A 23,860-nucleotide genomic window follows, 5' to 3' on the forward strand; every position below is an offset into this window, starting at 1 on the left:
GCCGGAATTCAAACTATTCATTGGGACGGGACAACGGAATCGGGACAGACAGCCGCTTCCGGTGTGTATTTTTACCGGATCGATAATAAAAAGATGGGTTTTCTCCAGGGGAAAATGGTGTATTTAAAGTAAAAATGACAGGAATCATGTATGAAATTTAAAGAAAACACTCTTTGTTTGGATGGAAATCCCCTGACACTTGAGGATTTCAAATACTACCTGCAGGTCCGACCGAAAATATCTTTGGATGAGAAGGTTATAACACGCCTGCAGGAGGGACGTGCCTATATTGAGGAGCAAATCCGGAACGGAAAAGTGATGTATGGTGTGAATACGGGATTTGGCCATCTGGCTCAGGTTCGTATTCCCGACGAGAGGCTGGATGAACTCCAGGTTAATTTGATTCGAAGTCATGCTGCCGGTGTAGGTCCCAATATAGAAGCGGATATTGTCCGGCTTATGATGCTTGTTAAAATTCAAAGCCTGATACAAGGGTTTTCCGGTGTGCGCCCTCTTGTTGTGGAACAAATGGTTTTCTTTTTGAATCACGACATTCTTCCCTGCATTCCGGCAAAAGGAAGTGTGGGTGCATCCGGCGATCTGGCTCCCCTGGCTCACATGACCCTTCCCCTCATCGGCGAAGGGAAAGTCATGGAAAAGGGGAGAGAAAGGGATGCGACCGAAGTGCTTAGGTCTTTAAACCGGAACCCCCTGACTTTAAAAGCTAAAGAAGGTCTGGCCATAATCAACGGGACACAGTCCATGACAGCCCATGGTGTGATGGCCCTGATCCGTACAGAGAACATCCTGTATTCCGGTGAACTGATTTTTGGATTGTCTCTGGATGCCATGAAAGCCTCTTTGTCACCTTTCCACCGGGCCATTCATGAGGCAAAAGGCTCTCCTTTCAATGCTGCCTGTGCGGACAGGATCCGTTATTATTTGCAAAAAAGTGAAATCAACCGTTCCCACGAACACTGCGATAAAGTTCAGGACCCCTACTGTTTCCGGTGTTATCCCCAGGTGTGCGGGGCAGTGTGGGAAGCATACGATCATGTTAAACATATTATTATCCGCGAAGCCAATGGTGTCTCGGATAATCCTCTCATTTTCAAGGAAGATGATCTGATTGTGAGTGGTGGGAATTTCCATGGTGAATCGCCAGCTCTGACACTTGATTACCTGGCCATGGCCGTCAGTGAAATTGCCAATATTTCAGAACGCCGGATTGCCGAACTGGTCGATACTCACATGTCCAGACTCCCGGCATTTCTTGTGGAAGACAGCGGGGTGAACAGTGGATTTATGATAGCCCACGTGACGGCGGCAGCCCTTGTTTCTGAAAATAAAGGACTGGCTACGCCGGCATCCGTTGATAGTATTCCCACATCTGCCAATCAGGAAGATCATGTGAGTATGGGACACCGGTCTGCCCGAAAACTGTTGGAGATTATTGAAAATACAGAAACCGTCCTGGCAATTGAATATCTGGCAGCTGCTGAAGGAATCGACTATCACCGTCCCCTGAAATCAAGTCCCGTTTTGGAAAAAGTACATCAGCGTCTTCGACAGGATATTCCGCATCTGGAAAAAGACAGAATAATGTACGAGGATATCCGGAAAGCCCTCAATATCATCAAGAGCGGTTACCTTCAAAAAACAGCCAAACGGTAATGTGATATAGATATAATAAAAAGCCTCCATCTGGAGGCTTGTAGAAAATGAAGATATTTAGAAAAAATTAATTCAGCGTATTTAAATGCCGGGAAAGGCGGGATTTAATACTTGCCGCCCGGTTTTTATGAAGAATTCCCTTTTGAGCAACTTTATCTACCAGGGAATAGACCTTTTTTAACTGTTCCTGACCACTCTCCCTGGAATCGTTATCCATGAATTTTTTGATCTCGGTTTTTACCAGGGATTTATAGTGACGGTTGCGCTGATTGCGTTTTTCAGCCTGACGGATTCTTTTCTTTGTTGATAACGGATATGCCATATCACTCCTTTTCTCTTTTTTATAGCCTGAAAATTTATTTTCATTTCTTTGTAATGTCAATAAAATTGCATAAATATTTTTTGAAATTGTTCACGGTAATCTAAATATTTTTATAAATTCCACTGATGTTTTTCCTAATTCTGAAAATTCTCCTGATAATTATCACTTTTTTGTTACTTATAACGGCTTCCATTCTTTTTATTCCTTTCCAAATGACATTGCAGGCAGCGAAAGAGAATAAAAATATCTGTTTCAAAGGCGCAGCTTACTGGATATCCTGGTTGCTTAAGACCAAGATTGAATACAGGGATCAAAAGATGAATGTATTTGTGGTATTCCTGGGTATAACTATAAAAATTCCTTTAAAAAAGATTGAAAAAAAGAAAAAAGTTGATGAAAAAGTATCTGAAGAAAAAGTAAAGACCGAACCCATGAAATCTGACAGAGAACCGGATGACATGAAAACACAGGAAAAAAGGAGTGAGTCTCCGGAAGAAAAAGAATACACAGGAGTAGAGGCAAAGGATACTGAAGCTGAATCTATGGGAATAAAAGAAAAGATTGCTTTTTATAAACCTTTTATCCGAAAAACACTTTTACCTCAGATTCGTAGGATTTTTTCATATTTCCATCTAAAAATTCGTTGTCTTCATCTTGTATATGGAAATGAAAATCCGGCCGTGACAGGCTGGCTTGAGGGAACTGTTGCCTCCCTGAAACCTTTTATGGCTGCCAAAAGGAGCTCCGGTGCAGTGTCAACCTGCTTCTGTTATGATAAAAAGTCCCTGGATTTTAACGTTGATTTATATTTTTCTATGAATTTGTATGGTATTGTTATTAGATTATTAATTATTTGGTGGCACTATCGTAAACTGTCATCATTACAAAGAAGGATTAAGCATGAACCAGACCCTGGAGAAGCTTCTTGACAAAGCCCATGAATTTTTGAATACCAAGACGGTTGTCGGTGATCCGATTCACATAGATGACCTCACGTTAATCCCCATTTCAAAGATATCGGTGGGATTTGGAAGCGGTGATCATAATGCACAAGGGCATCACAACGATAAATCCGTAGTTGAAGGATTTGGAGGGGGGATGAATATCCACCCGGTTGCAGTGATTGCGGTTCACAAAGATCATGCAAAACTCATGATGCTTACCGGGAAGGAACAACAATTAGGTAAAGTTCTTGATCTGGTGCCTGATCTGCTGGATCGATTTGCCCCGAAAAAGACCGATCATAAGGAGGATGAATAAATGGATATTTCTTTATTGCGTAATATTCCCCTTTTTGAAGATCTTGAAGATCAGGAGCTTGAACAAATCTCCAAGGTTATTCAGGTTCGAACCTATGAGAAAAACAAACTGATTCTTCTGGAAGAAGATTTGGGGGATACGCTTTTTATCATCAGTCAGGGGGCTGTTAAGATCAGCCGGATTAACGAGGATGGGAAAGAAGTAATTCTCAGTATTTTATCTGATGGTGAGTTTTTTGGTGAAATGTCCATTCTGGATGGCGAGTCACGCTCTGCAAATGTGATTGCCTTGGAGAAATCGGAAGTATTTATGTTGAAACGGCAGGATTTTTTGGAAATGCTGGAGAAATATCCGAAGATATCCATCCATCTTCTAGAAGAACTTGCCCGCAGGCTCCGCCGGAGTGATCAGCAGATTGAAAGCCTATCTCTCAGTGATGCCGAACACAGGGTCGCCAATACCATCATTCGTCTCGCCGAAGATTTGGGTGTCCATCTGAAAGGTTATGTTACGATCAATGATATTCCCCTGCAGCAGGATATTGCCAACATGGCCGGGACATCACGGGAAACAGTCTCCCGGATGTTGAAAATGCTGGAAAATAAAGGACTCATTACCCGTGAAGGACGGAAGTTGATCATCAATAATTACATGGAATTCTACCGGAATTTCTCAAAATAAACGTCGTAAACAGTACAATATTCTAACGACTGACAACTGCCGACTGAAGACTCCCCACCAATTCTCAATTAAAAAAAATAAATTGCCCATCATGCCATTACTCCCATACGCCCGCAACGGTTTCAGATATAATCATTACAAATTTTTTCTGGATGATATGTTTCACACCCGTGTTCAGCGTTTATCCGTCGAAACCGGATTCACATGTCCCAACAGAGACGGCTCGAAAGGGTGGGGAGGGTGTATTTATTGCAACAACGACTCATTTATGCCGCCTTATGCCGTGACAGGGGACCTGAATGAACAGATCAGGCAGGGGAAACAGTATCTGAAAGAACGTTTTCACGCGGATAAATTTATTGCCTATTTTCAAAGTTATACGAATACATATGGGCCGGTATCAGTTTTAAAGGAGAAAATCAGGCAGGTTTTAGACGATAAAGATGTCGTAGGCATCTCTGTTTCAACCCGGCCGGACTGCCTGGAGAGGGAAGTACTTGATTTTCTGAAGGATATAAGCCGGTATACCTACGTGAACCTCGAGATTGGTGTGGAATCCATCTATGATAAAACTCTGTTCTGGATGAACCGCTGTCACACGATGAAAGATACGCTGCAAGCGTTTGCGATACTGGAAGAATATTCATTTGATGTTACAGCACACGTCATTCTGGGTTCACCCACTGAAACAAGAGAAGAAATGCTGGCTATGACCCGGGAGATCAATCAGTGGAAAATACGCTTTTTGAAATTGCATCACCTCCAGGTCATCCGAGGGGCACGACTTGAAAAAGAATACCTTGATAATCCGTTTCATCTCTTTGAATACAAAGAATATCTCGATTTGGTTACAGACTTTATTTCCAGAATAAAACCTGAGATCATTTTTCAGCGCCTTTTTGCCGAATCACCGGGTTCCTATCTGGTGGCTCCTGTGTGGAAAAAAAGAACTACCGAAATCATCATGGATATTCAGAAAACCATGCATGATAAAGGCTTGTGGCAAGCCGGTCAGTTGTAACACTCTGCTCCGTGTCACAAACTGAACAATTTTCCTCCCATTCAATCACCCATTCTTCCATTCTCAATTCTCAATAAATTCCTTATATTCAGCAGTTAATTTTGCAATCTGCCTAAAATGGAGAATTTGTATGCCTGACCATGTCCTTGTTAAACATGTACCAAAATATGCCGATCAGGAGATCACACTCAGGGGATGGGTTTATAATATTCGTAAAAGTGGAAAAATCTGGTTTTTAATTTTCAGGGATGGAACCAACTGGATACAGTGTGTTGTTTTGAAAAATGAAGTAAGTGAAAATGTATTCGAGATGAAAAACACACTTACACAAGAATCTTCCATCGAAATCCGTGGCCGTGTGCAAAAGGCTCCACGACAGGAATTTGGTTATGAGATCCTGGTGAAAGACATCAAGATCTACCAGATTGCAGAAGAGTATCCTATTGCCTTGAAAGAGCATGGCATTGAATTTCTCCTGGACAACCGGCATTTGTGGCTTAGAAGCCGGAAACCCAATGCCGTTCTTAAGATCCGTGCTGAAGTGGAAAAAGCCTGCAGGAATTTTTTTGATGAACGGGATTTTGTTCTTGTGGATTCGCCCATGTTTACACCCAATGCAGCAGAAGGAACCACAACCCTGTTTGAAACGGACTATTTCGGCCGGAAGGCTTATCTGACTCAATCCGGTCAGTTATACAGTGAAGCTGCCATTATGGCTTTCAATAAAACATATTGTTTCGGTCCATGCTTCAGAGCGGAAAAATCCAAAACGCGCCGCCATCTGACGGAATTTTGGATGATCGAACCGGAGATGGCTTTTTACGATATTCATGACAACATGGATTTGGCAGAAGAATTTGTGTCTTATCTTGTTCAGCGGGTCGTGAAAAATTGTCCTGATGAATTAAATATTCTGGAAAGAGATCTCTCTAAACTTGAAAAGATTACTCCGCCTTTTCCCCGTATTACGTATGATGAAGCCGTGGCAATTTTAAATAAAAAGGGACTGGATTTTGAATGGGGCAACGATTTCGGAGCACCTCATGAAACAGCCATATCCGAAGATTTTGATAAACCCGTCATGATTTGGAAATGGCCTGCGGAAACCAAGGCTTTTTACATGAAACGCGATCCGGAAAATGAACGCTATGTACTGGGTGTGGATATGATTGCTCCTGAAGGGTTCGGAGAAATTATCGGGGGAAGCCAGCGCGAGGAAGATATCAATAAACTCCTGGCACGTATAAAAAAGGAGAATTTACCGGAAGAAATCTTCAACTGGTTCATTGATGTCCGGCGATATGGTTCTGTTCCCCATTCAGGCTTTGGTTTGGGACTCGAACGGACTGTTCAGTGGATCTGTGGGTTACATCATATCCGGGAATGTATCCCGTGGCCAAGAACAATGGTGAGACTAAATCCTTAAAGAGTTGAAAGTGATGAGTGGTGAGTCATGAGTTGGAGTTGGGGGTTTAGAGTTTGGTTGGGAGAAAGAGCGAGAATGAAATGTATAAGCTGTTCGTTCTCTTAATAACAATGTTAAAATGAAACAAGAAAACATATTTTATTTTATAAGTCTCATTCCAAATATTTGAGCAAATCAGGTCTTGTATTCCTATAAAAGAACAAACTAAAAGGGTACAACTTATCAACCTCAAATTCAGCATTCCCAACAGCAGCACAATGCTAACTCAAAACTCCCACTCTATATATCAATTTTAATATTATTTTGCTTATTTGCGTAATTAATGATTAAATTAGAGTCATGAAGCGTAAGAAACACATCATTGCCGTATTTGGCGGGAGGAAAGCCGAACAGAAGTTACTGAAAGAGGCGGAACTTTTCGGACAGCTGGCTGCAGAAGCAGGATGGATCATCATTTGTGGGGGAAAAGGCGGTATCATGGAAGCTGTATGCCGGGGAGTGGATTCGAGGGGAGGAATTTCTATTGGACTTCTTCCGGAAGGGCATGATAGAGAGGCTAATAAATATGTAAGCATCCCCCTGGTAACCGGTCTCGGATACGCCCGGAATGAGGTTCTTGCCCTGGCTTGTCATGCAGCATGTGCTTTTGGAGGTAAATACGGGACCCTCTCAGAAATTGCTCACACATTGAATTATAAAAAACCGATTGCTTCCGTGGAATCCTGGAGCATTGATGGTGTACATGAATGTGAAAATGCCCGGGAGGCTTTTGAATGGATACAGACACAACTATTATAACCCGGAAATATGTCCTTTCCGGCCGGGTTCAGGGTGTCGGCTTCCGATGGTTTACAAAGCGTCTGGCCGATGAATATGGTATTAAAGGATTCGCCAAAAATCAGTTTGACGGATCCGTTCTGGTTGTAGCCCAGGGTTCACAGGAATGTATTGAATCTTTTGAACGGGGTCTCGCCGAGGGACCATCTTATGCCCGGGTGGATCGTATGAGGATCGAACCACCGGACAGAGATGAATACTTTCGATATTTTGAAATCCGATAAATAGGGAATACCAATGAAAATAGCCCTTGCCCAATTGAATACTTCCGTTGGTGATTTAACGGGAAATACAAAGAAAATCATCCGTTCAATTCACGATGCTGCTGAAAAGAACGCCGACCTTGTCGTGTTCCCCGAACTGACAGTCCCCGGTTATCCACCACAGGATTTGATCTTTGAACCAGGTTTTGTGGAAAAAAATCTGATTGCATGCCAGAAAATTGCCCATGAAACCCGCCATTTAAAAATCGCTTCTTTAGTAGGATATATAGATAATCCCTCAAAAGAGGTGTATCATAATGCAGTATCGGTTATAAGTGGGGGGAAGATGCTGGATACTGTCTATAAAACCTTGCTTCCGACCTATGATGTGTTTGATGAAAAACGGTACTTTGTGCCTGCAACGAAAGTGAGACCCATAAGTTGTCAGATTGGAGGGAAAAGTATAAAACTGGGTATCGAAATCTGCGAAGATCTGTGGGATGATTATTATGATATTAAAGTTTCTGAAGAACTGGTCCGTCAGGGTGCTGAAATTCTCATAAATTGCAGTGCTTCTCCTTATAGCTATGGAAAATTCAAAAAAAGAAAAGAACTTGTTTTGAATAAAGTACGGCATCTCAAAACCCCCTTTTGCTATGTCAACCTTTGTGGAGGTCAGGATGAACTAATATTTGACGGCAATAGTTTTATGGTGGATTCCCGGGGCGGGTGGCTTGCCTATAACGGACCTTTTAATGAAACGATTACCTGCGCATCTATTGAACGAAACACAAAAAGTGAAGATCTTCTGCCAGAACCTGAAATTTTACCGGATGAGGAACTCCTCCAGGCTTTACAGACCGGTGTCAGGGACTATTTTTATAAAACAGGTTTTACCGATGCCGTAATCGGATTAAGTGGTGGTATTGATTCGGCTTTGGTTGCGGTGATTGCAGCAGAAGCGTTAGGACCGGATCATGTGTGGGGAATTCTGATGCCATCTCGGTTCAGCTCGGCACATTCTATCTCGGATGCTCAGCAACTGGCTCAAAACCTCGGTATTCATCATGAAATAATTTCTATTCAGTCCATTTTTGAAGTGGTGCTTAAAACCCTGGAAAAACAGTTTAAAGGGACAGATTTCGGACTGGCAGAAGAGAATATTCAGGCCCGGAGCCGCGGCATCATTTTAATGGCGCTGGCCAATAAATTTAACAGGCTTGTCCTTACAACGGGGAATAAAACAGAACTGGCCCTGGGATATTCAACCCTTTACGGCGACATGGCCGGTGCCCTGGCTGTCATAAGTGACCTGAACAAAGAAGATGTTTACCGTTTGTCCCGATATATCAACGAAAAAGCGGGTTATGACAGAATCCCTCAGCATATCCTGGAAAAAGTTCCTTCTGCAGAATTGCGTGAAGGTCAGACAGACCCCTTTGATTACGAAATTGTAAGTCCTTTGGTGGAATTTCTGATAGAACATCAAAAAAGTCCGGAACAACTTATTCAGGAAGGGTATGATGCCGAACTGGTTTATCACCTGAACCGACTGATACATCTTGCAGAGTACAAACGTCGGCAGGCGCCACCGGGGCTTCGTGTAACGGAAAAGTCCTTTGGTATGGGGCGTCGGATTCCCATTGTTAACAAGTATATGACCAAAGATCAAAAATTATAACATTTTAACCGGTGTATTCAGCCCGGCCCCTGCATTACGGCTCAGTATCCTGTCCGTTATGCTGATTCTTTTTTTCCGTTGTTTTTCCGTGATACCTTTTATTCTCATTTCAATCCTCTTAATATGGTTATACCGCTTTTACATCTGTAAATCCCCCGTTTTCATCCTGGTTATGCTATGCTGTCTTGTCATATTTTCATTACAACACCACGTTCCGAATAAAGAAGAGATATCTCAAGCTGAAGAACCTATTTCCATATTTTTGAAGAAAAAATATACGGACTGGAAACAAAATGTGTGGTGGAAGGCAGAATATCAAACTGATAAAATTTCTCTGCCGGTTACCTTTTATTCTGACGGCTCGGATACTCTGAATTCCGGACAAACATGTTTGCTACGGCAGCCCAGGGTACATCTGCAAATGACAGGTTCTTTACCAAGGCTATCCGTGTATTCAACATCGGAAAATGTGATTAAGTGCTATGGAAAAAAATCATTCTATCTGCAAAATATCCTTGAAAATATACGTGAGGTTATAAGATCTATCTTGTTGAAAGACAGTAACATAGGAGCCGGATTTATAGCTTGCGGACTCTTTCTTGGAGAAAAAAAAATGATTCCTGTTCCGTTGAAGAATAAAATCAACAGAGCCGGTATCAGTCACCTGTTTGCCGTATCCGGACTTCATGTCGGATTTATTGTGATGCTGACCTCTTTCATTCTGAAAAAAGCCGGATGCCGTCCCCGATTGATCTTATGGATTATACCTATTCTTTCCATCTTTTATGCCTTTCTCACACCGTTTTCATCCTCTATCTTCAGGACTGTGCTGATGGTGACGCTTTATAGTACCGTAACAATTCTGAAGCGAAAGATCCATATTTTTCAGATAGTTTTTCTGAGCATGCTGATTATGTTGATGTGCGATCCGTTACTACTGAATCAGGTAGGTTTTTGGTTTTCCTATTTGGCGGTCCTTGGAATCCTCATATTTTATCCTCCCATGGAGGTAAAGACACGCAACTTTCATCCAATCGTCCGATATGTTTTGCAAATGCTTTATGTCTCTATTGCTGCCACCTGGGGAATCATGCCGGCAGGTGTGATAGTTTTCGGAACCTTTTCAACTCTGGCAATTGTATTGAATCTGGTCATGATCCCCCTGGTTTTTCTGATGCTGGCTTCAATTATCGCCAAACTGTTTCTTCATGCTCTTCCCTTGTTGGGAACTGCTTGTGCATACGTGTATTCCTTCTTGTCCGATTTGTTTTTTCATATCTTATTTATTGTTACTCAGTGTGACAATATGCTTGTTCGTCAGGTCAGGAATGTACCTCTTGTTCTGTCTCTTTGGTTTATTATCACACTTTTATTTTTTGATATTCCCGGGAAAAAAGTGCATAAATACTGGTTATACTCTACTTTGCTTCTTGTTACAGGGTTTTTTCCGGGAATATTGTATCAATCTGTCATTATTCCCGGAGAAGATAATGCTCTGATATTGCGAAAGGGGAAAAAAGTATTTATGATGAATGGAGCCGGGCAGGATCAGTTTGAACAACAAATTCTCAAACGGTTCCGCTTGACCGGAGTGGGCGTGGAATACTTTCTTGTCACACACCCAATTTTCATTAATCCCGAGAATGTATTGCGATTAAAAAAGAAGTATCCCGACCTGGTAGTGATGGCTCCGGATGATTTTTTCGGTCTGGCTGATGTTATTGTCAGGAAAGATACATCATTGACGTATGGAAGTACATCGATTTCACTTTTTCCGAATCACAATAAAATAAATGCTTTACTGAAGTTGGACGGGAAAACCTGCGGACTCATGGAATATGCAGAAAAAATGGATGGGGTGGACCTGGTGATATCACGAAAAAAGTACAGTGAATTACGAACGGGAACTGATAAATTTCTAACCGTCCGTCAGTTGCAGGAAAGACAAAACATTAAAGCGGAGTTAAAAAAAATGGGAATGGAGGCTTATTTGAAAATATGGTGACGGATAACCCTTTAATTTTATTTGACCGCAGCATGCGGGATAATCCGGCAGATTTGCTTGCAGGTGTGGATGAAGCGGGAAGAGGTCCAATTTTCGGTCCGGTGGCTGTGGCTGCAGTGATATTTCCACTGCACATTGAGGCCAAGCCCCTGATAAAGGATTCAAAAAAACTCAGTGAAAAAAAGAGAAATCAGGCCCGTGAGTGGATTCTGCAGCATGCTTTGGCATGGTCGGTGATATTTGTGAATCACCAGGAAATTGATCGGATGAATATCCTTCAGGCAACCTTATATGGGATGAAAAAAGCTGTTGAAGCGCTGGCTGTCCGGCCCGACAAAATTCTGATTGACGGAAACCGAATCCCCGACGGATTAATCCGTTGTGTCCCTGTAAAAGGGGGAGACCGGCGCTCATTTTCTATTGCGGCGGCATCTATACTTGCCAAAACATCCCGGGATCGGTATGTGGAAGAATGTGCACGCCGTTATCCGGTATACGAACTGGAAAAGCATAAAGGATATGGCACGGCAAGACATATCCGGCTCCTTCATGAAAATTTGCCATCTCCTGAGCACCGGCTCAGTTTTGAACCTGTCAAATCCTTTACCTTTCCGTATCATCCGGATCGAAAAATACTGGGTTTCTGGGGAGAAAACTGGGCTTTGTATACGTTGCTTAAGCATGGTTTTACCTTTATTGAACGAAATGTCAGGCTTCAACACTACGGAGAAATTGACCTGGTGATGAAAAAGGGGGAACAGTTCGTTCTTGTTGAAGTAAAAACCTGCGGACCAAATGACCACTGGAAGCCTGAAGAATGGATAACAGAACAAAAAATAAAAAAAATGCTCAGGTTATCTGAGTTGTATTTCTATAAATTAGGCTATATGGAATATCATGTAAGACTGGATGTGATCACCGTACAGGCTGAATCCTGGCGGAATCCTGTCATTAAACATTATGCCGATATTATTTACGGCGGAGAAAGTGAGTTGAATAACAATGACAATTAAGGAATTTTTTCAGAAACATCGGGAAAAGAAAAAACAGAACAAAAAGATCTTTTCTTCTACTAAAGAACGGGTCATCTACGAAATCAAATCCTGGACTCTTGTAATTATTGCCGTCTTTTTTATCCGGGCGGGCATTATTGAAGCATATCAGATTCCCACAGGCTCCATGGAGAAAACCATCAATGTGGGAGATTTTTTACTGGGAAACAAATTTTTATATGGCGCCCGTACGCCGGACTGGATCGGCATTCCTTTTACCCGGGTTGGTTTTGATATTCCTTATTATCGTTTTCCCGCTTTTACACAGCCTGAGGTAGGGGATGTGGTGATTTTCAAATTTCCTCTGGATCCCTGGACCAACTATGTAAAGAGGTGTCTGGGAACGCCGGGAGATACTGTGAAAATTGTGGATAAAAAAGTCTATGTAAACGGTGAACGCTTCGAAGATCCTGAACATTCAATTGTGAATTATGATAATATCTTTCCAAAATCATATAAAGAACCCCGGATATTTCCCAGTGGAAACGGGAACAGGGATCAGTATGATCCCATTTATGTCCCCAGGAAAGGGGATATCTTTAAGCTGTCAGGACTATCACACAAACAGGTTGAGTATATCCGCCATATCATGATTCTTGACGGACACAGTCCGAAAGATAATTATGGCATTTATTATGAAAAAGGTGAACCGAAATACAAGGTGAAACAAGACTACTATTTCATGATGGGAGATAACAGGGATAACAGTTTTGACAGCCGTTATTGGGGATTGGTACCCTATAAATATGTGATGGGTTCACCATTGATTCTTTACTTTTCCTGGGATAAAACTGTTCCCTGGACACAGTTTTACAAAAAAATTCGCTGGAACCGTATTTTTCATACTGTATCCTAAGACTCTTCCATGGGAAATCCCGGAATCTATATCCATATCCCTTTTTGCCTGAAAAAGTGTCCATACTGTGATTTTTTCAGCCAGGTTGCCGAAGCGGATGAGACTTCCCGTTTTATGCGGCAACTTAAAAAGGAAATAGAAGACAAAGCCCGGTATTATTCCTCCCATATTTTTGATACAGTTTATATTGGCGGAGGGACACCCAATAGTCTTGACTCATCCGATTTACTGGAATGTCTGAATGCCCTGAAACAGGCTTTTTCCATCACATCCGATGCTGAAATTACACTGGAATTGAATCCCGAGTTCATAAACTCAGAAGATCTCAATGCATATCTCCGGTCCGGAATCAACCGCCTGTCTCTGGGAACCCAGTCCTTCCGGGATGAAGAACTGACCTTCCTGGGACGGATTCACAATTCAGAAAAGAATCTCGAAGCTTTACGCATGATTCGATCCTACAATGCTTTTTCGCTGGCCTGTGATGTGATTACGGGACTTCCGGGACAATCGGTTGAAGATCTTCAGGTGAGTCTTGATATGCTGTGGGAATTTTTTCCTGAACACCTTTCTGTGTATATATTGACTGCCGAGAAGGGAACCCCCCTTTATAAATGGATTCAAAATGGCCGGGTGAAACCTGCTGAAGAAGAAAACGTGAGCAAGTTGTGGCTGTATGCCCATCATTATTTAACAGATAAGGGATATTCCCATTACGAAGTGTCCAATTTTGCCAAACCCGGATGTCACAGCCGTCATAATTCAAAGTACTGGGATAATTCCAATTATCTTGGATTAGGACCCTCAGCCCATTCCAAGTGGGAAAGAACCCGCTTTTGGAATCCTCCCGACTTAAAAAGCTATCTGAACGATACATGTCAACCGGTGTATGAAACCATCAATGACAGGCAATGGCTTACCGAGCGGCTGATGCTTGAACTCAGGACAGAAAAAGGTTTTAATCTGAATTCTCTATCTATCCTGAAGCATCCTGAACCTTTTTATAATACGATATCTCGCCTGAATACTGAGTCGGAGACAAGACTTCTGGAAATTGAGGGGAATTTTCTGAAGGCAACACTGGAAGGATGGATACTTTTGGATTCAATTATCGAAGAATTAACAGAAAAAATAGACTGCTGACTTGCATTTCATGAAATTAAACAATACTTTTTATAACCGGGGATTAAGAATTATCTCACTAATCAGTTACGAAAGCGATGACGCTGCAAAAGGACTCTTAAAAGAACGATTAAGGTTGGTGCTGTCATGAATAAATTTTTCTGCTGTTTGATTTTGTGTATAACAGGTGTGATAACTCTATCTGCACAGGATATGGATACTCTGGCAGTTTTTCAGGATACCCTGCCGGAATTTAATGTTGATGCGCTGAGTGATACTTTGATTACAAGGACAGATAGCGGGGTTAATAAAACAGTTGATTTTCAACTTATACAAAGCTCTTTTTTTCTCTCAGAACTGGAAGCACAGGCTTTCACTTTTTCTTCAATCCCGTGGAGTATTCCCCGGGAACAGGTGGAAGCTCTTTTAACACTTCGTGGTTTTGCACAGGATACCCTGGATCGCTGGATCTCTGCCATCGGCGAAGATACCCTGTACTGTTATCCGGGATACCAGAATGAAGGCATTACCTCTTTTCAGCTTCTCTATCTTCCCGAAATGAGAACTGAAGAAGCATTGCTGAAAAAATACCGGATGATCACCGGTATTCTCAGAAAGAAATACGGAAATCCGTCCTATATTGCCGTTTATGATGTAAAGAATTATTCGCCCGGAAAACCGTTTTATACTCAAAAATGGATATCAGGCAATGAGTTGTTGGTCACATCCATTAACCGTGCGGACCGGCACATCAACATTCAGTATTTTTTTGAGCCTGATTCAATCGTAAAGAAAAAAATAGATTATGAAAAACGTTTATATGAACTCTTCTGATTTCCTGCATCGGGCGGACTGGTGGAGTTCCCTCGGTGATGATACTAACCGTGTTCAATGTACTCTGTGTCCTCATAAATGTATTATTGCACCGGACCGCTATGGATGCTGTAAAGTCAGAAAAAATGGTGCAGGAGTCCTCTATTCCGTCTCTTATGGAAGACCTGTGGCTCTTCACGTGGATCCGGTGGAAAAGAAACCTCTGTATCATTTTTATCCCGGTGAATTGGTTTACAGCATCGGGACCATGGGATGTAATCTGTCCTGTGACTTTTGCCAGAATTGGACGATTTCACAGGCAGGATATGATAAAATACCTTCTTCTGAAACATACTCACCTGAAGAAATTGTCCGGTTAACAGAATCGGCAGGACTCCGACTGATTGCGTTTACTTACAATGAACCTACGGTTTATGCCGAATATATGCGGGATATAGCCAAAATTGCCGTGAAAAAGGGGTTGAAAACCATATCTGTCACAAATGGCTATGTCTCGGCAGACATCATCCCGGAACTGTACGAAAATGTCCATGCTTTCAATATCGATTTAAAAGCTTTTTCAGATTCCTTTTATAGAAAATATACGGGAGCATCCTTTTCTGAAATTCTTGAAACCATAAAGACGATTCATACTTTGAAAAAACACCTGGAAATCACAACTCTTATCATCCCGGGGTTGAATGATTCCCGTGAAGAGCTCCTGTGCGAATTTGAATGGATACTGCAAAATACGGGCGAGTTGACACCTTTACACTTGTCCGCCTTTTATCCCGGATATAAACGGCAATATCACGCACCTACCTCTCCTGAGACCCTGGTAAAAGCTCGCGAGCTTGCCTTGGATATTGGATTGAAATATGTGTATATTGGCAACATTTCGGGCGTGGATAACTCTACCTACTGTCCCGATTGTCATGCCCGTATTATCAACAGGCATTCTTATCGGATACAGGTTGAACAGGAAAGAGTTTGCACGTGTGGCAGGCTCATTGACATAGTGAATCCGGATGAATAATAAAAGAAATTTGTATATATGATGCAATTTGATACACAAAACTGGACTGGAATAAAACTTAAAGACTCCATTGAAATCGAAATAACCCGTCAGAATCTGTTTTTCATGCAGCGGCAGTTTTCGGTGGCAGACCACATTGATTTTTTCCCCTATGATGTTATCGGGGCCATGAATCCCGCCGACAATGTGAATTTAAGTTATAAAGTAAAGACAATTAATATTGAAACAGATGCCGGTTTTTCAATAGAAACCGATATTGTGGATAAACGCTATGTACTCAGGAACCGCAGTTACACAAAAGGTACAACCCGTTATATGACGGAAAAGAATGTCAAGCCGGGAGATGTCATTGTGATCGAAAAACTGGATGCGTATAATTATCGCATGTATTTAAAAAGGGAGTCCTGACATGCTGAACAAGATTACCATTGAACTGGATGATGATCAGTTACAGGAATTTAAAGAATTAATCCAAAAGCTGGAGAAATCGCCTCCCGGTGAAGCAAAACCAGTCAAAGTGACGGGAGTTCTCCGGGGAGCCTTGAAGGAAATCAACCGTCAACTGATTCATTTCGAAGATTTTAAAAAGAGAGATCTCTGGTGATCGACAGGCTGATGCCTGTAGACTGTCCACTGACGACCATTAAGGAGAAACAATGGATATAAATAATCGGAAAAAGGAGAATAAGGCACCGAGGGATCTGGGGACCGTGTTGAATGATATGTTGGATATGGTCAAATCATCCTATGGTGAGAAAATGTTTAATATTCTTTACAAACGGATTGAAAAAACATTGGATGATTTTGACAAAGATGTCCGGAAAATCCTTGAAGAGATAGAAATAAAGGATACCAAATATTTTGAAACCCTCCCTGATATCAAACAAAAAAGCGAAAGGATATCCGAATGGAAGAAGTCCGAAGTGCCTGAAGAGGAAGTTGAGGAACCTCCCGAAACAATAGCCGAACCAAAAGAAACAGATACAGATGCGGATCAGGTGATTATTGAACGAATTGGAAAACGCAAAAGATAATACGAAAGGCCAGCCATGTCATCAGTTCAGAAATCTTTAATTCGTCAAATATTTGATGGTGCTCCTTCAGGAAGTATCAATTTAGCTCTTGGTGAACCTGTTTTTGATATGCCGGAGTGGTTCCATTCCCTTATCAGCAGGGATGTGATGAATAATTTTGCCTATTCGCCCACAGCAGGGACCGACGAATCCAGAAAAGCGGTGGTGACCATTAATGAGTATCCCGGAAGTTTTGAAAATGTATGTATTGTGTGTGGTGCAGAAGAAGGACTCAGTGCCGGTATTGCCGGAGTCAAGTTGTATTGGGAGGGGAAAAAGAACGAGCTTCTCATTCCATCCCCTTACTTTCTTACTTATCCTACAATTAGTAAAATGACGGGGATGGATTTGAAAACCTATCCGATTCCGCCCTTTTGCAAAGGGAGCGTAGCCGAGAGTGTCCGGGAGCATATCAGTGAAAAAACAGCTGTTGTGATTCTGAATACCCCTGCCAATCCCTCAGGATTGATGATGACGGAGGAGGATATCCGCCAGGTAGAAGCGGTTTGTGATGAGTACGATACCTTTCTCCTGGTGGATGAAGTTTATCGTTTTTTCGGTAATGTTGAGAAACCGGTATGCCACAACTGGAATACAGTGGGAGACAGGACCATTATTATCAGTTCTCTGACAAAGTGTTTTGGACTGCCGGGTTTGCGCCTGGGGTGGGTTTTTACACGGCATTCCGTATTAAATCAGATACTTGCCGCACATCAGGCCATGGTTGCCATTGCTCCCACCATCTCCCAGTTGATAGTCAGCCGTTTTCCCGACTTCGATTATAAAAAATGGCTGGAAGACAACCGGAACAGGGTGATAAATAACAGGAAAATCATTACAGAAGCACTGAGAGAGAATAAGCTTGAATACGTTCCCACCCTCGGTTCTTTTTACGTGTTATTTAAAATTCCTGATGCTGTATTGAAAGCTATGGACGAGGTGGATTTTGCCTTCTATCTGAAAGATCATTTTGGTATCTTAACGGTCCCGGGTAAAGCGTTTGGAGAGTACTCCAAAGGGTTTATGCGTTTAAGTTACGGTGGACGCCCTGATACATTTGCAGAAGGTGTCCGGCGTATCCGGGAAGGAATCAATTCCATCATTGTGTTATAAAGGATCATCCCATGAATAAAACATTGAAAAAAACTCCATTTTATGAAAAACACCTCTCCCTGGGGGCAAAAATTGTGGAATTTGCCGGGTTTCAAATGCCCGTTATGTATACATCCATTAAAGATGAGCACCTCGGGGTCCGCCACAAGGCCGGTATCTTCGATGTGTCACATATGGGCGAATTCCTCGTGGAAGGAGATGATGCTGAAGCATTTCTAAACTATCTAACGTTAAATAACGTTTCATCCCTGGATGATCAACAAGCCCAGTATTCCGCCATGTGTTATCCGGAGGGGGGAATCGTGGATGATCTCATCATATACCGCTTTGAAAAAAATAAGTATATGATGGTTGTGAATGCCGGCAACATTCAAAAAGATTTTGATTGGGTTAAGAAAAATCTGAAAGGAAAAGTCTCTGTTAAAAATGCTTCTGACGACTATGCCTTACTGGCTCTTCAGGGACCTGAAAGCATAAAAATCCTGAAACAATTGGTTGATTTTAATCCTGAAACAATTGGTTTTTACCATTTTTTGAAAGGATCTGTGGCCGGGATATCCATGATCATTTCACGCACAGGCTATACGGGTGAACCGGGATTTGAATTTTATCATAAACCGGAAGAGAGTGAAAAACTCTGGGATGCGCTGTTTGAAGCAGGGCAGCCTTACGGTTTAAAACCTGCCGGACTTGGAGCCCGGGATACATTGCGTCTTGAAATGAAATATTGCCTTTATGGGAATGATATTGATGAAACGACCAATCCGCTTGAAGCCGGACTGGGATGGATAACCAAACTTGATAAAGAAGATTTTATCGGGAAAAAAGAGCTGATGAAGATCAAGGAATCCAAACCTGCCAGGAAACTGGCGGGCTTCATTCTCCGGGAAAGGGGAATACCGCGTCATGGATATCCAGTATATTTTAAGGACGAAGAAGTGGGGGTCGTAACCAGCGGGACACAATCCCCCAGCCTGAATCAACCGATCGGCCTTGCCTATGTCAGACGGGACCTTGCAAAAACAGGCACTTCCCTTGAAATCGGTATCCGGAACAAAAAAGTTCGTGCAGAAATTGTAAAAACCCCTTTCGTGGATTCAAAACCCTATTAAATTCCTATGAAAGAAAAACTCAAGCAGGAAGCCATCGGCGTTCTTTTTATGATAACGGCTATACTTACGGGTATTAGTCTGGCCACTTATTCGCCCTCCGATGTTTTATCCATGTCCCGCTTCTTTCTCATCGAAAATGCCATGGGTATCGCCGGTGTTTTTATTGCACATGTTTTGATTAAATACGGCATGGGTTATTTTTCATGGGGACTTGTTTTACTTCTCTTTGTGTGGGGATGGACCTTCTTTGCTGCCAAGGATTATAGAAAAACCTGGCGTTTTACCTTCTACTGGTTTCTTTTCATCCTTCTGAGTGCATTGCTGACGACAACCATTCTGAACCGGCAAGTGCCTCTTGTAACTCCTGATTTTAATATCAGTGGTTTTATCGGGGGGACCCTCAGTATTCTTCTGATGGATTGGTTGGGACTGATTCCATCCATTCTTATTCTTGCTGTTGCCATAGTTGTCGTAGTGAGCCTTTATTTCAGATGGAGCATGTATCAACCCCTCAACCGGCTCTGGAAATACTGGACAGAGAGCTGTCACAACTGGAGGATATCACGAAAAGAGCGTAAATCGAAAGAAAAAAGGGTCAAAGCTGCCAAGAAGGGGAAAACAGAAAAAAAGAAAGACAAAAAAAACAAGAAAAGTAAAGAAGGCACAATACCGGAAAAACCGGAACCGGATGACGATCAGAAACCTGTAATCCGGGAGGATGATTCACAGGATGTGACAGCTCAAAAGAATGAACCTCAAAAGATGGAAACGGGAGAAAAAGAAACAATAGACGAACAAGGCCGTTACGGATTTGAAATCAGCGAAAAACGAACAGATGACAGCATCGATTACGATGATTTTATTGAAGAAGGGAAAAAAAAAGAATATCATTTTCCCAGCGTGGATTTATTAAATGATCCACCGCCCGGGTATGAAATAGATCCCAACGAACTTAAGGAAAATGCAGATATACTCACAAAAACCCTGGCTGATTTTGGTGTAACCGGTAAAGTTGTGAAAGTTGTCCCGGGTCCGGTTGTAACACTCTATGAGGTGGAACCGGCCACAGGAGTCCGGGTGAGTAAAATTTCATCTCTGGCAGACGACATTGCCCGTGTGATGGCAGCCAAACGAATTCGTATCATTGCCCCCATTCCCGGAAAAAAGGTAGTCGGTGTCGAGATTCCCAACCGGAAACCGGAAATCGTTTATTTTAAATCCATCATAAATTCCGAACGGTTTACCATGGCCGACGATAAGCTGGTCATTGCCCTGGGTAAGACGGCCAATGGGGAACCTTTTGTTTTTAATCTGGCCAAAATGCCCCATCTTCTCATCGCCGGAACCACCGGCTCGGGAAAATCCGTCTGCATCAATACATTACTTATGTCTGTTCTGTATCGTGCCAAGCCGTCGGAAGTTAAATTTATCCTGATTGACCCCAAAAAGCTGGAACTGTCTGTATATAAGGCTCTTAAAGAATACCATCTCATCACCAATGATGATATTGGGGAACATGTTATTACAAGGCCTCAAAATGCCGTCCTGGCTCTCCGGAGTGCCGAGGTGGAAATGGAACGGCGTTATACCGTACTGGCAAATGCCACGGTCCGGAATATCGATGAATACAACAAGAAACTGGCAGATGGCCTGGTGGAAGGGGAACATCTGCCTTATCTTCTGATTGTGATCGATGAATTGGCAGATCTGATACTGACAGCAGGAAAAGAGATAGAAGAACCGATAGCCCGGCTCGCCCAGATGGCCCGTGCTGTTGGGATTCACCTTATAATCGCTACTCAGCGCCCCAGCGTGGATGTGATTACCGGCGTGATTCGTTCAAATTTTCCCGCCCGTATCGGTTTTCAGGTCCCAACAAAAATCGACAGCCGAACCATCCTCGATACAGGAGGTGCCGAAAAGCTTTTAGGCAAAGGGGATATGCTTTTTCTTTCTCCTGGGCGCTCAGAACCCATCCGTATTCACAATGCCTTTATTACCCTTGAGGAAATCGAACGGGTAATGGATCATATTAATGAACAGCCAGGATCCGGGGATGACTTTATCCTGCCTTCTGTGAAGGAGGAAGAAGAAGAAGGTGGGGGTGGTGATTTTGAACTTTCGACAGAACGGGATCCCTTGTTTGAAGAAGCTCTGAAACTGGTTGTGATGCATCAACAGGGCTCAATATCCCTGATTCAGCGCCGTTTACGCGTGGGTTACAGCCGGGCGGCGCGACTGATTGATGAATTGGAACAGGAGGGTATTGTAGGACCCTTTACCGGCTCAAAAGCGCGGGAAGTGCTGGTGGATATCAATTATTTAGAACATCTGGAATCCCTTGAAAACGGGAGTTTTGAGGAAGTAGATGATGATTCGTAAATTTTACCCCGTACTGTTTCTCCTGCTTCTTTTGTCTGCCTGTTCAAAACAGGATTTTCAATTCAGTGAGGATTTAGTAAAAATAACAGAAGGACTCGATTTTCCCGAAGGTCCGGTTTTTGCCGGCGATGATTTGCTTTTTTCCAATTGCTATGGTATGTGGATCGGCCGGTGGACTGCAGAAGGACGCCTGGATACATTTGCCGATCTGTCCGGCAAGGATTTCAAACCCAATGGACTCTGTTGGACTTCCCCCGGATATTTATGGGTTTGTGAATTTAACCAGGGACGAATCCTGAAATTTGATGCATCCGGTAAGGTTCTCAAGGTTTTGAATAATGACGGCGAAAGCTTTTCACGTCCGAACGATATGACTCTGTATAACGGGTTGATATATTTTACCGATCCGAAATCCTATTCAAAAACCGTTTGGGACGGCTGTATTTATATGCTGAATCCCGAAACGGAAGAAATTAAATTGCTGACAGGCGGACTCGCTTTTCCAAACGGGATTGCTGTGGGCCCCGAAGGAGAAAACCTCTATGTGTGTGAATCAGCCCTGAACCGGATAACGGTTTTGTCCCTCAAAAATCCTGAAGAACGTGAAGTTTTAGTTAAGCTCCCCGGTGGAGATCCGGATGGCATTGAATTTTATGATGACAAAACACTCCTTGTAGCTCATTTTGGTAACGGGAAAATGTATAGTATCGATATTGTCACTAAAACTGTCACCGATAGTTTGGAATTGCCGGGAAAACGGGTGACAAATTGCGTGATAAGTCCGGATAAAAAATCTCTCTACATCACTGAAACGGTTACAAATGCCCTCTATAAACTGTCGATAAAGCCCTGATTATTCGATCAACGTAATTTTTTTAGTTGATATATTGCCGGATTGGGTTCATGGTTGAGTTGAACTCAGGATAATATCTTCAGCGGCACACCAGCCTGTGGAAAATGCGGCCTGAAGGTTATAGCCGCCGGTATCGGCATCCAGATCCAGTACTTCACCGGCAAAATAGAGGTTCGGGATGAGTTTTGACCGGAGTGTTGCCGGTTCCACTTCTTTCAGATTGACCCCTCCCTGTGTCACGATGGCTTCTTCAAGGGATCTGTAACCACTTATTTTCAAGGTAAAATGCTTCATCCAATGGAGAATCTTTTTCCGGTCCTCCGAGCGGACCATATTGCATGGAATGTCACCGGATAAGCCTGTCTGACTAAGGCATACGGGGCCCAGGGCTTCCGGCAGAAGGAATCGAAAGACATTTTTGAGTTTCTTATTTCCATGTGTTGTAAATTCCCGGATCAGGCGTCTGTCCAGGCTTTTTTCATCCAGGGCCGGTTTAAAATCTATTTCAAGAGAGATGCATTTGTTTTTTCGAAGAGACAAAACAATTTCCCGGCTGAGTGTCAGAATCACCGGACCGGACAGGCCGAAATGTGTAAAGAGAAATTCTCCGAACATTGATGCAGTTTTTTCCCCCTGTGTGTATACCGATACCCGGGCATTTTTTATACTGAGTCCTTTAAGTCCATAGAAATCTCCCTGTTCGGTGACAAGAGGCACCAGGGCCGGGGCAGGGGGGATGATGGTATGACCGGCCTGAAGTGCCAGTTTGAACCCGTCTCCCGTTGATCCTGTGGCAGGATAACTGGCCCCGCCGGTGGCAATAAGTACAGCCGAAGCATTGTAAAGTTGTGCTCCTTTTGTTGTCCGGCATGAAACGGCGTGAATCATACCATCTTTGATGATGAGAGAGTCAGCCGCGTGATGATAAAGGATATTTACATGATGTTTGATTGCCCATTCCGTGAGTTTATCCGCAATTTCATGGGCATTTTGGGAGGAAGGGAAAATCCGTCCGCCCCGTTCTTCTGTCAAACTGATATGCAGCTCATTCTGAAAAAAGTCTAATAGCTCATCCGTGAAAAAACGCGAAAAAGCGGAATATAAAAATTTCCCCTGTGTTCCAAAGGCCTTGATAAACTCTCCCTTAGGACGGCTGTTACTCACATTGCATCGTCCTTTTCCTGTTATACGCAGTTTATTGCCGGTTTTTCCCATTTTTTCCAGCAATGTAACCGGCAGGCCTGCCTTACCAAGTTTTCCCGCGGCGATAAGCCCCGCCGGACCGCCACCCACAATTACAATATCTCCTGTTTTCATGCCATAACTTATATAAAATGT

Annotated in this window: 24 protein-coding genes; 22 read left to right on the plus strand and 2 right to left on the minus strand. The window is 42.8% G+C overall.

Annotated features, from left to right (window positions below):
* Positions 1–150 precede the first annotated feature (150 nt).
* Positions 151–1,674, plus strand: a complete 1,524-nt coding sequence (hutH, locus tag J7K63_03920; protein ID MCD6234171.1) for a histidine ammonia-lyase — start codon at positions 151–153, stop codon at positions 1,672–1,674.
* Between the two features lie 67 nt (positions 1,675–1,741).
* Here the strand turns inward: hutH and rpsT are convergent, their stop codons facing one another.
* Entirely contained in the window at positions 1,742–1,996 is a 255-nt protein-coding gene (rpsT, locus tag J7K63_03925) for a 30S ribosomal protein S20 (protein MCD6234172.1), read from the minus strand.
* Between the two features lie 317 nt (positions 1,997–2,313).
* On the opposite strand from rpsT, the gene J7K63_03930 reads away from it, so the two are divergent.
* The 21 genes from J7K63_03930 (at position 2,314) to J7K63_04030 (ending at position 22,522) form a co-directional block, all read left to right on the plus strand.
* Positions 2,314–2,925 (plus strand): hypothetical protein, encoded by a 612-nt coding sequence (locus tag J7K63_03930; protein ID MCD6234173.1) that lies wholly within the window; start codon positions 2,314–2,316, stop codon positions 2,923–2,925.
* Positions 2,897–3,256 (plus strand): hypothetical protein, encoded by a 360-nt coding sequence (locus J7K63_03935; protein MCD6234174.1) that lies wholly within the window; start codon positions 2,897–2,899, stop codon positions 3,254–3,256. The genes J7K63_03930 and J7K63_03935 overlap by 29 nt, the downstream gene beginning before the upstream one ends.
* Positions 3,257–3,937: a Crp/Fnr family transcriptional regulator gene (locus tag J7K63_03940; protein MCD6234175.1), complete on the plus strand. Its 681-nt coding sequence runs from the start codon at positions 3,257–3,259 to the stop codon at positions 3,935–3,937.
* A 157-nt stretch (positions 3,938–4,094) separates the two neighbouring features.
* The gene (locus J7K63_03945; protein ID MCD6234176.1) at positions 4,095–4,958 is read left to right on the plus strand and encodes a TIGR01212 family radical SAM protein; all 864 of its coding nucleotides are present in this window, start codon (positions 4,095–4,097) and stop codon (positions 4,956–4,958) included.
* Between the two features lie 130 nt (positions 4,959–5,088).
* Positions 5,089–6,384 (plus strand): asparagine--tRNA ligase, encoded by a 1,296-nt coding sequence (gene asnS, locus J7K63_03950; protein ID MCD6234177.1) that lies wholly within the window; start codon positions 5,089–5,091, stop codon positions 6,382–6,384.
* A gap of 339 nt (positions 6,385–6,723) precedes the next feature.
* Positions 6,724–7,182, plus strand: a complete 459-nt coding sequence (locus J7K63_03955; GenBank protein MCD6234178.1) for a TIGR00725 family protein — start codon at positions 6,724–6,726, stop codon at positions 7,180–7,182.
* Complete coding sequence (locus J7K63_03960; GenBank protein ID MCD6234179.1) at positions 7,158–7,445, plus strand: acylphosphatase; 288 nt, start codon at positions 7,158–7,160, stop codon at positions 7,443–7,445. Before J7K63_03955 ends, J7K63_03960 begins: the two co-directional genes overlap by 25 nt.
* Before the next feature lie 13 nt (positions 7,446–7,458).
* Complete coding sequence (locus J7K63_03965; GenBank protein ID MCD6234180.1) at positions 7,459–9,105, plus strand: NAD+ synthase; 1,647 nt, start codon at positions 7,459–7,461, stop codon at positions 9,103–9,105.
* Between the two features lie 295 nt (positions 9,106–9,400).
* Positions 9,401–11,110: a ComEC/Rec2 family competence protein gene (locus tag J7K63_03970; GenBank protein MCD6234181.1), complete on the plus strand. Its 1,710-nt coding sequence runs from the start codon at positions 9,401–9,403 to the stop codon at positions 11,108–11,110.
* Positions 11,104–12,123 carry a ribonuclease HII gene (locus tag J7K63_03975; protein MCD6234182.1) on the plus strand — a complete coding sequence of 340 codons (1,020 nt, stop codon included), beginning with the start codon at positions 11,104–11,106 and terminating at the stop codon, positions 12,121–12,123. Before J7K63_03970 ends, J7K63_03975 begins: the two co-directional genes overlap by 7 nt.
* A complete protein-coding gene (gene lepB, locus J7K63_03980; protein MCD6234183.1) occupies positions 12,113–13,018 on the plus strand; it encodes a signal peptidase I in 906 nt (301 codons plus the stop codon). The genes J7K63_03975 and lepB overlap by 11 nt, the downstream gene beginning before the upstream one ends.
* 9 nt (positions 13,019–13,027) lie before the next feature.
* Positions 13,028–14,161, plus strand: coding sequence for a radical SAM family heme chaperone HemW (gene hemW, locus J7K63_03985; GenBank protein MCD6234184.1), 1,134 nt, complete (start codon positions 13,028–13,030; stop codon positions 14,159–14,161).
* A 126-nt stretch (positions 14,162–14,287) separates the two neighbouring features.
* Entirely contained in the window at positions 14,288–14,974 is a 687-nt protein-coding gene (locus J7K63_03990; GenBank protein MCD6234185.1) for a hypothetical protein, read from the plus strand.
* Positions 14,961–15,989: an AmmeMemoRadiSam system radical SAM enzyme gene (gene amrS, locus J7K63_03995; GenBank protein ID MCD6234186.1), complete on the plus strand. Its 1,029-nt coding sequence runs from the start codon at positions 14,961–14,963 to the stop codon at positions 15,987–15,989. The genes J7K63_03990 and amrS overlap by 14 nt, the downstream gene beginning before the upstream one ends.
* An 18-nt stretch (positions 15,990–16,007) precedes the next feature.
* A complete protein-coding gene (locus J7K63_04000) occupies positions 16,008–16,397 on the plus strand; it encodes a hypothetical protein (protein MCD6234187.1) in 390 nt (129 codons plus the stop codon).
* A gap of 1 nt (position 16,398) precedes the next feature.
* Positions 16,399–16,593 carry a hypothetical protein gene (locus J7K63_04005; GenBank protein MCD6234188.1) on the plus strand — a complete coding sequence of 65 codons (195 nt, stop codon included), beginning with the start codon at positions 16,399–16,401 and terminating at the stop codon, positions 16,591–16,593.
* A 52-nt stretch (positions 16,594–16,645) separates the two neighbouring features.
* Positions 16,646–17,023, plus strand: a complete 378-nt coding sequence (locus tag J7K63_04010; GenBank protein MCD6234189.1) for a hypothetical protein — start codon at positions 16,646–16,648, stop codon at positions 17,021–17,023.
* Positions 17,024–17,038: 15 nt separating this feature from the next.
* A complete protein-coding gene (locus J7K63_04015) occupies positions 17,039–18,175 on the plus strand; it encodes a pyridoxal phosphate-dependent aminotransferase (protein MCD6234190.1) in 1,137 nt (378 codons plus the stop codon).
* An 11-nt stretch (positions 18,176–18,186) separates the two neighbouring features.
* Positions 18,187–19,287: a glycine cleavage system aminomethyltransferase GcvT gene (gene gcvT, locus J7K63_04020; GenBank protein ID MCD6234191.1), complete on the plus strand. Its 1,101-nt coding sequence runs from the start codon at positions 18,187–18,189 to the stop codon at positions 19,285–19,287.
* Between the two features lie 414 nt (positions 19,288–19,701).
* Positions 19,702–21,669 carry a DNA translocase FtsK gene (locus J7K63_04025; protein ID MCD6234192.1) on the plus strand — a complete coding sequence of 656 codons (1,968 nt, stop codon included), beginning with the start codon at positions 19,702–19,704 and terminating at the stop codon, positions 21,667–21,669.
* On the plus strand, positions 21,659–22,522 hold the full coding sequence (locus J7K63_04030; protein ID MCD6234193.1) for an SMP-30/gluconolactonase/LRE family protein: 864 nt from the start codon (positions 21,659–21,661) through the stop codon (positions 22,520–22,522). Before J7K63_04025 ends, J7K63_04030 begins: the two co-directional genes overlap by 11 nt.
* Before the next feature lie 48 nt (positions 22,523–22,570).
* Here J7K63_04030 and J7K63_04035 read toward each other — a convergent pair whose 3' ends face one another.
* Positions 22,571–23,839, minus strand: a complete 1,269-nt coding sequence (locus tag J7K63_04035; protein MCD6234194.1) for an NAD(P)/FAD-dependent oxidoreductase — start codon at positions 23,837–23,839, stop codon at positions 22,571–22,573.
* Between the last annotated feature and the right edge of the window lie 21 nt (positions 23,840–23,860).

It is taken from the genome of Candidatus Neomarinimicrobiota bacterium, from assembly GCA_021157965.1.
In the GTDB taxonomy this organism is placed as follows: Bacteria; Fidelibacterota; Fidelibacteria; order Fidelibacterales; family Fidelibacteraceae; genus Fidelibacter.

Bases quoted from the DNA above. Each gene is read 5' to 3' on its own strand.
- hutH (MCD6234171.1), top strand. From the start codon at position 151: ATGAAATTTAAAGAAAACACTCTTTGTTTGGATGGAAATCCCCTGACA.
- rpsT (MCD6234172.1), bottom strand. From the start codon at position 1,996: ATGGCATATCCGTTATCAACAAAGAAAAGAATCCGTCAGGCTGAAAAA.
- J7K63_03930 (MCD6234173.1), top strand. From the start codon at position 2,314: ATGAATGTATTTGTGGTATTCCTGGGTATAACTATAAAAATTCCTTTA.
- J7K63_03935 (MCD6234174.1), top strand. From the start codon at position 2,897: ATGAACCAGACCCTGGAGAAGCTTCTTGACAAAGCCCATGAATTTTTG.
- J7K63_03940 (MCD6234175.1), top strand. From the start codon at position 3,257: ATGGATATTTCTTTATTGCGTAATATTCCCCTTTTTGAAGATCTTGAA.
- J7K63_03945 (MCD6234176.1), top strand. From the start codon at position 4,095: ATGTTTCACACCCGTGTTCAGCGTTTATCCGTCGAAACCGGATTCACA.
- asnS (MCD6234177.1), top strand. From the start codon at position 5,089: ATGCCTGACCATGTCCTTGTTAAACATGTACCAAAATATGCCGATCAG.
- J7K63_03955 (MCD6234178.1), top strand. From the start codon at position 6,724: ATGAAGCGTAAGAAACACATCATTGCCGTATTTGGCGGGAGGAAAGCC.
- J7K63_03960 (MCD6234179.1), top strand. From the start codon at position 7,158: ATGGATACAGACACAACTATTATAACCCGGAAATATGTCCTTTCCGGC.
- J7K63_03965 (MCD6234180.1), top strand. From the start codon at position 7,459: ATGAAAATAGCCCTTGCCCAATTGAATACTTCCGTTGGTGATTTAACG.
- J7K63_03975 (MCD6234182.1), top strand. From the start codon at position 11,104: ATGGTGACGGATAACCCTTTAATTTTATTTGACCGCAGCATGCGGGAT.
- lepB (MCD6234183.1), top strand. From the start codon at position 12,113: ATGACAATTAAGGAATTTTTTCAGAAACATCGGGAAAAGAAAAAACAG.
- hemW (MCD6234184.1), top strand. From the start codon at position 13,028: ATGGGAAATCCCGGAATCTATATCCATATCCCTTTTTGCCTGAAAAAG.
- J7K63_03990 (MCD6234185.1), top strand. From the start codon at position 14,288: ATGAATAAATTTTTCTGCTGTTTGATTTTGTGTATAACAGGTGTGATA.
- amrS (MCD6234186.1), top strand. From the start codon at position 14,961: ATGAACTCTTCTGATTTCCTGCATCGGGCGGACTGGTGGAGTTCCCTC.
- J7K63_04000 (MCD6234187.1), top strand. From the start codon at position 16,008: ATGATGCAATTTGATACACAAAACTGGACTGGAATAAAACTTAAAGAC.
- J7K63_04005 (MCD6234188.1), top strand. From the start codon at position 16,399: ATGCTGAACAAGATTACCATTGAACTGGATGATGATCAGTTACAGGAA.
- J7K63_04010 (MCD6234189.1), top strand. From the start codon at position 16,646: ATGGATATAAATAATCGGAAAAAGGAGAATAAGGCACCGAGGGATCTG.
- J7K63_04015 (MCD6234190.1), top strand. From the start codon at position 17,039: ATGTCATCAGTTCAGAAATCTTTAATTCGTCAAATATTTGATGGTGCT.
- gcvT (MCD6234191.1), top strand. From the start codon at position 18,187: ATGAATAAAACATTGAAAAAAACTCCATTTTATGAAAAACACCTCTCC.
- J7K63_04025 (MCD6234192.1), top strand. From the start codon at position 19,702: ATGGATTGGTTGGGACTGATTCCATCCATTCTTATTCTTGCTGTTGCC.
- J7K63_04030 (MCD6234193.1), top strand. From the start codon at position 21,659: ATGATTCGTAAATTTTACCCCGTACTGTTTCTCCTGCTTCTTTTGTCT.
- J7K63_04035 (MCD6234194.1), bottom strand. From the start codon at position 23,839: ATGAAAACAGGAGATATTGTAATTGTGGGTGGCGGTCCGGCGGGGCTT.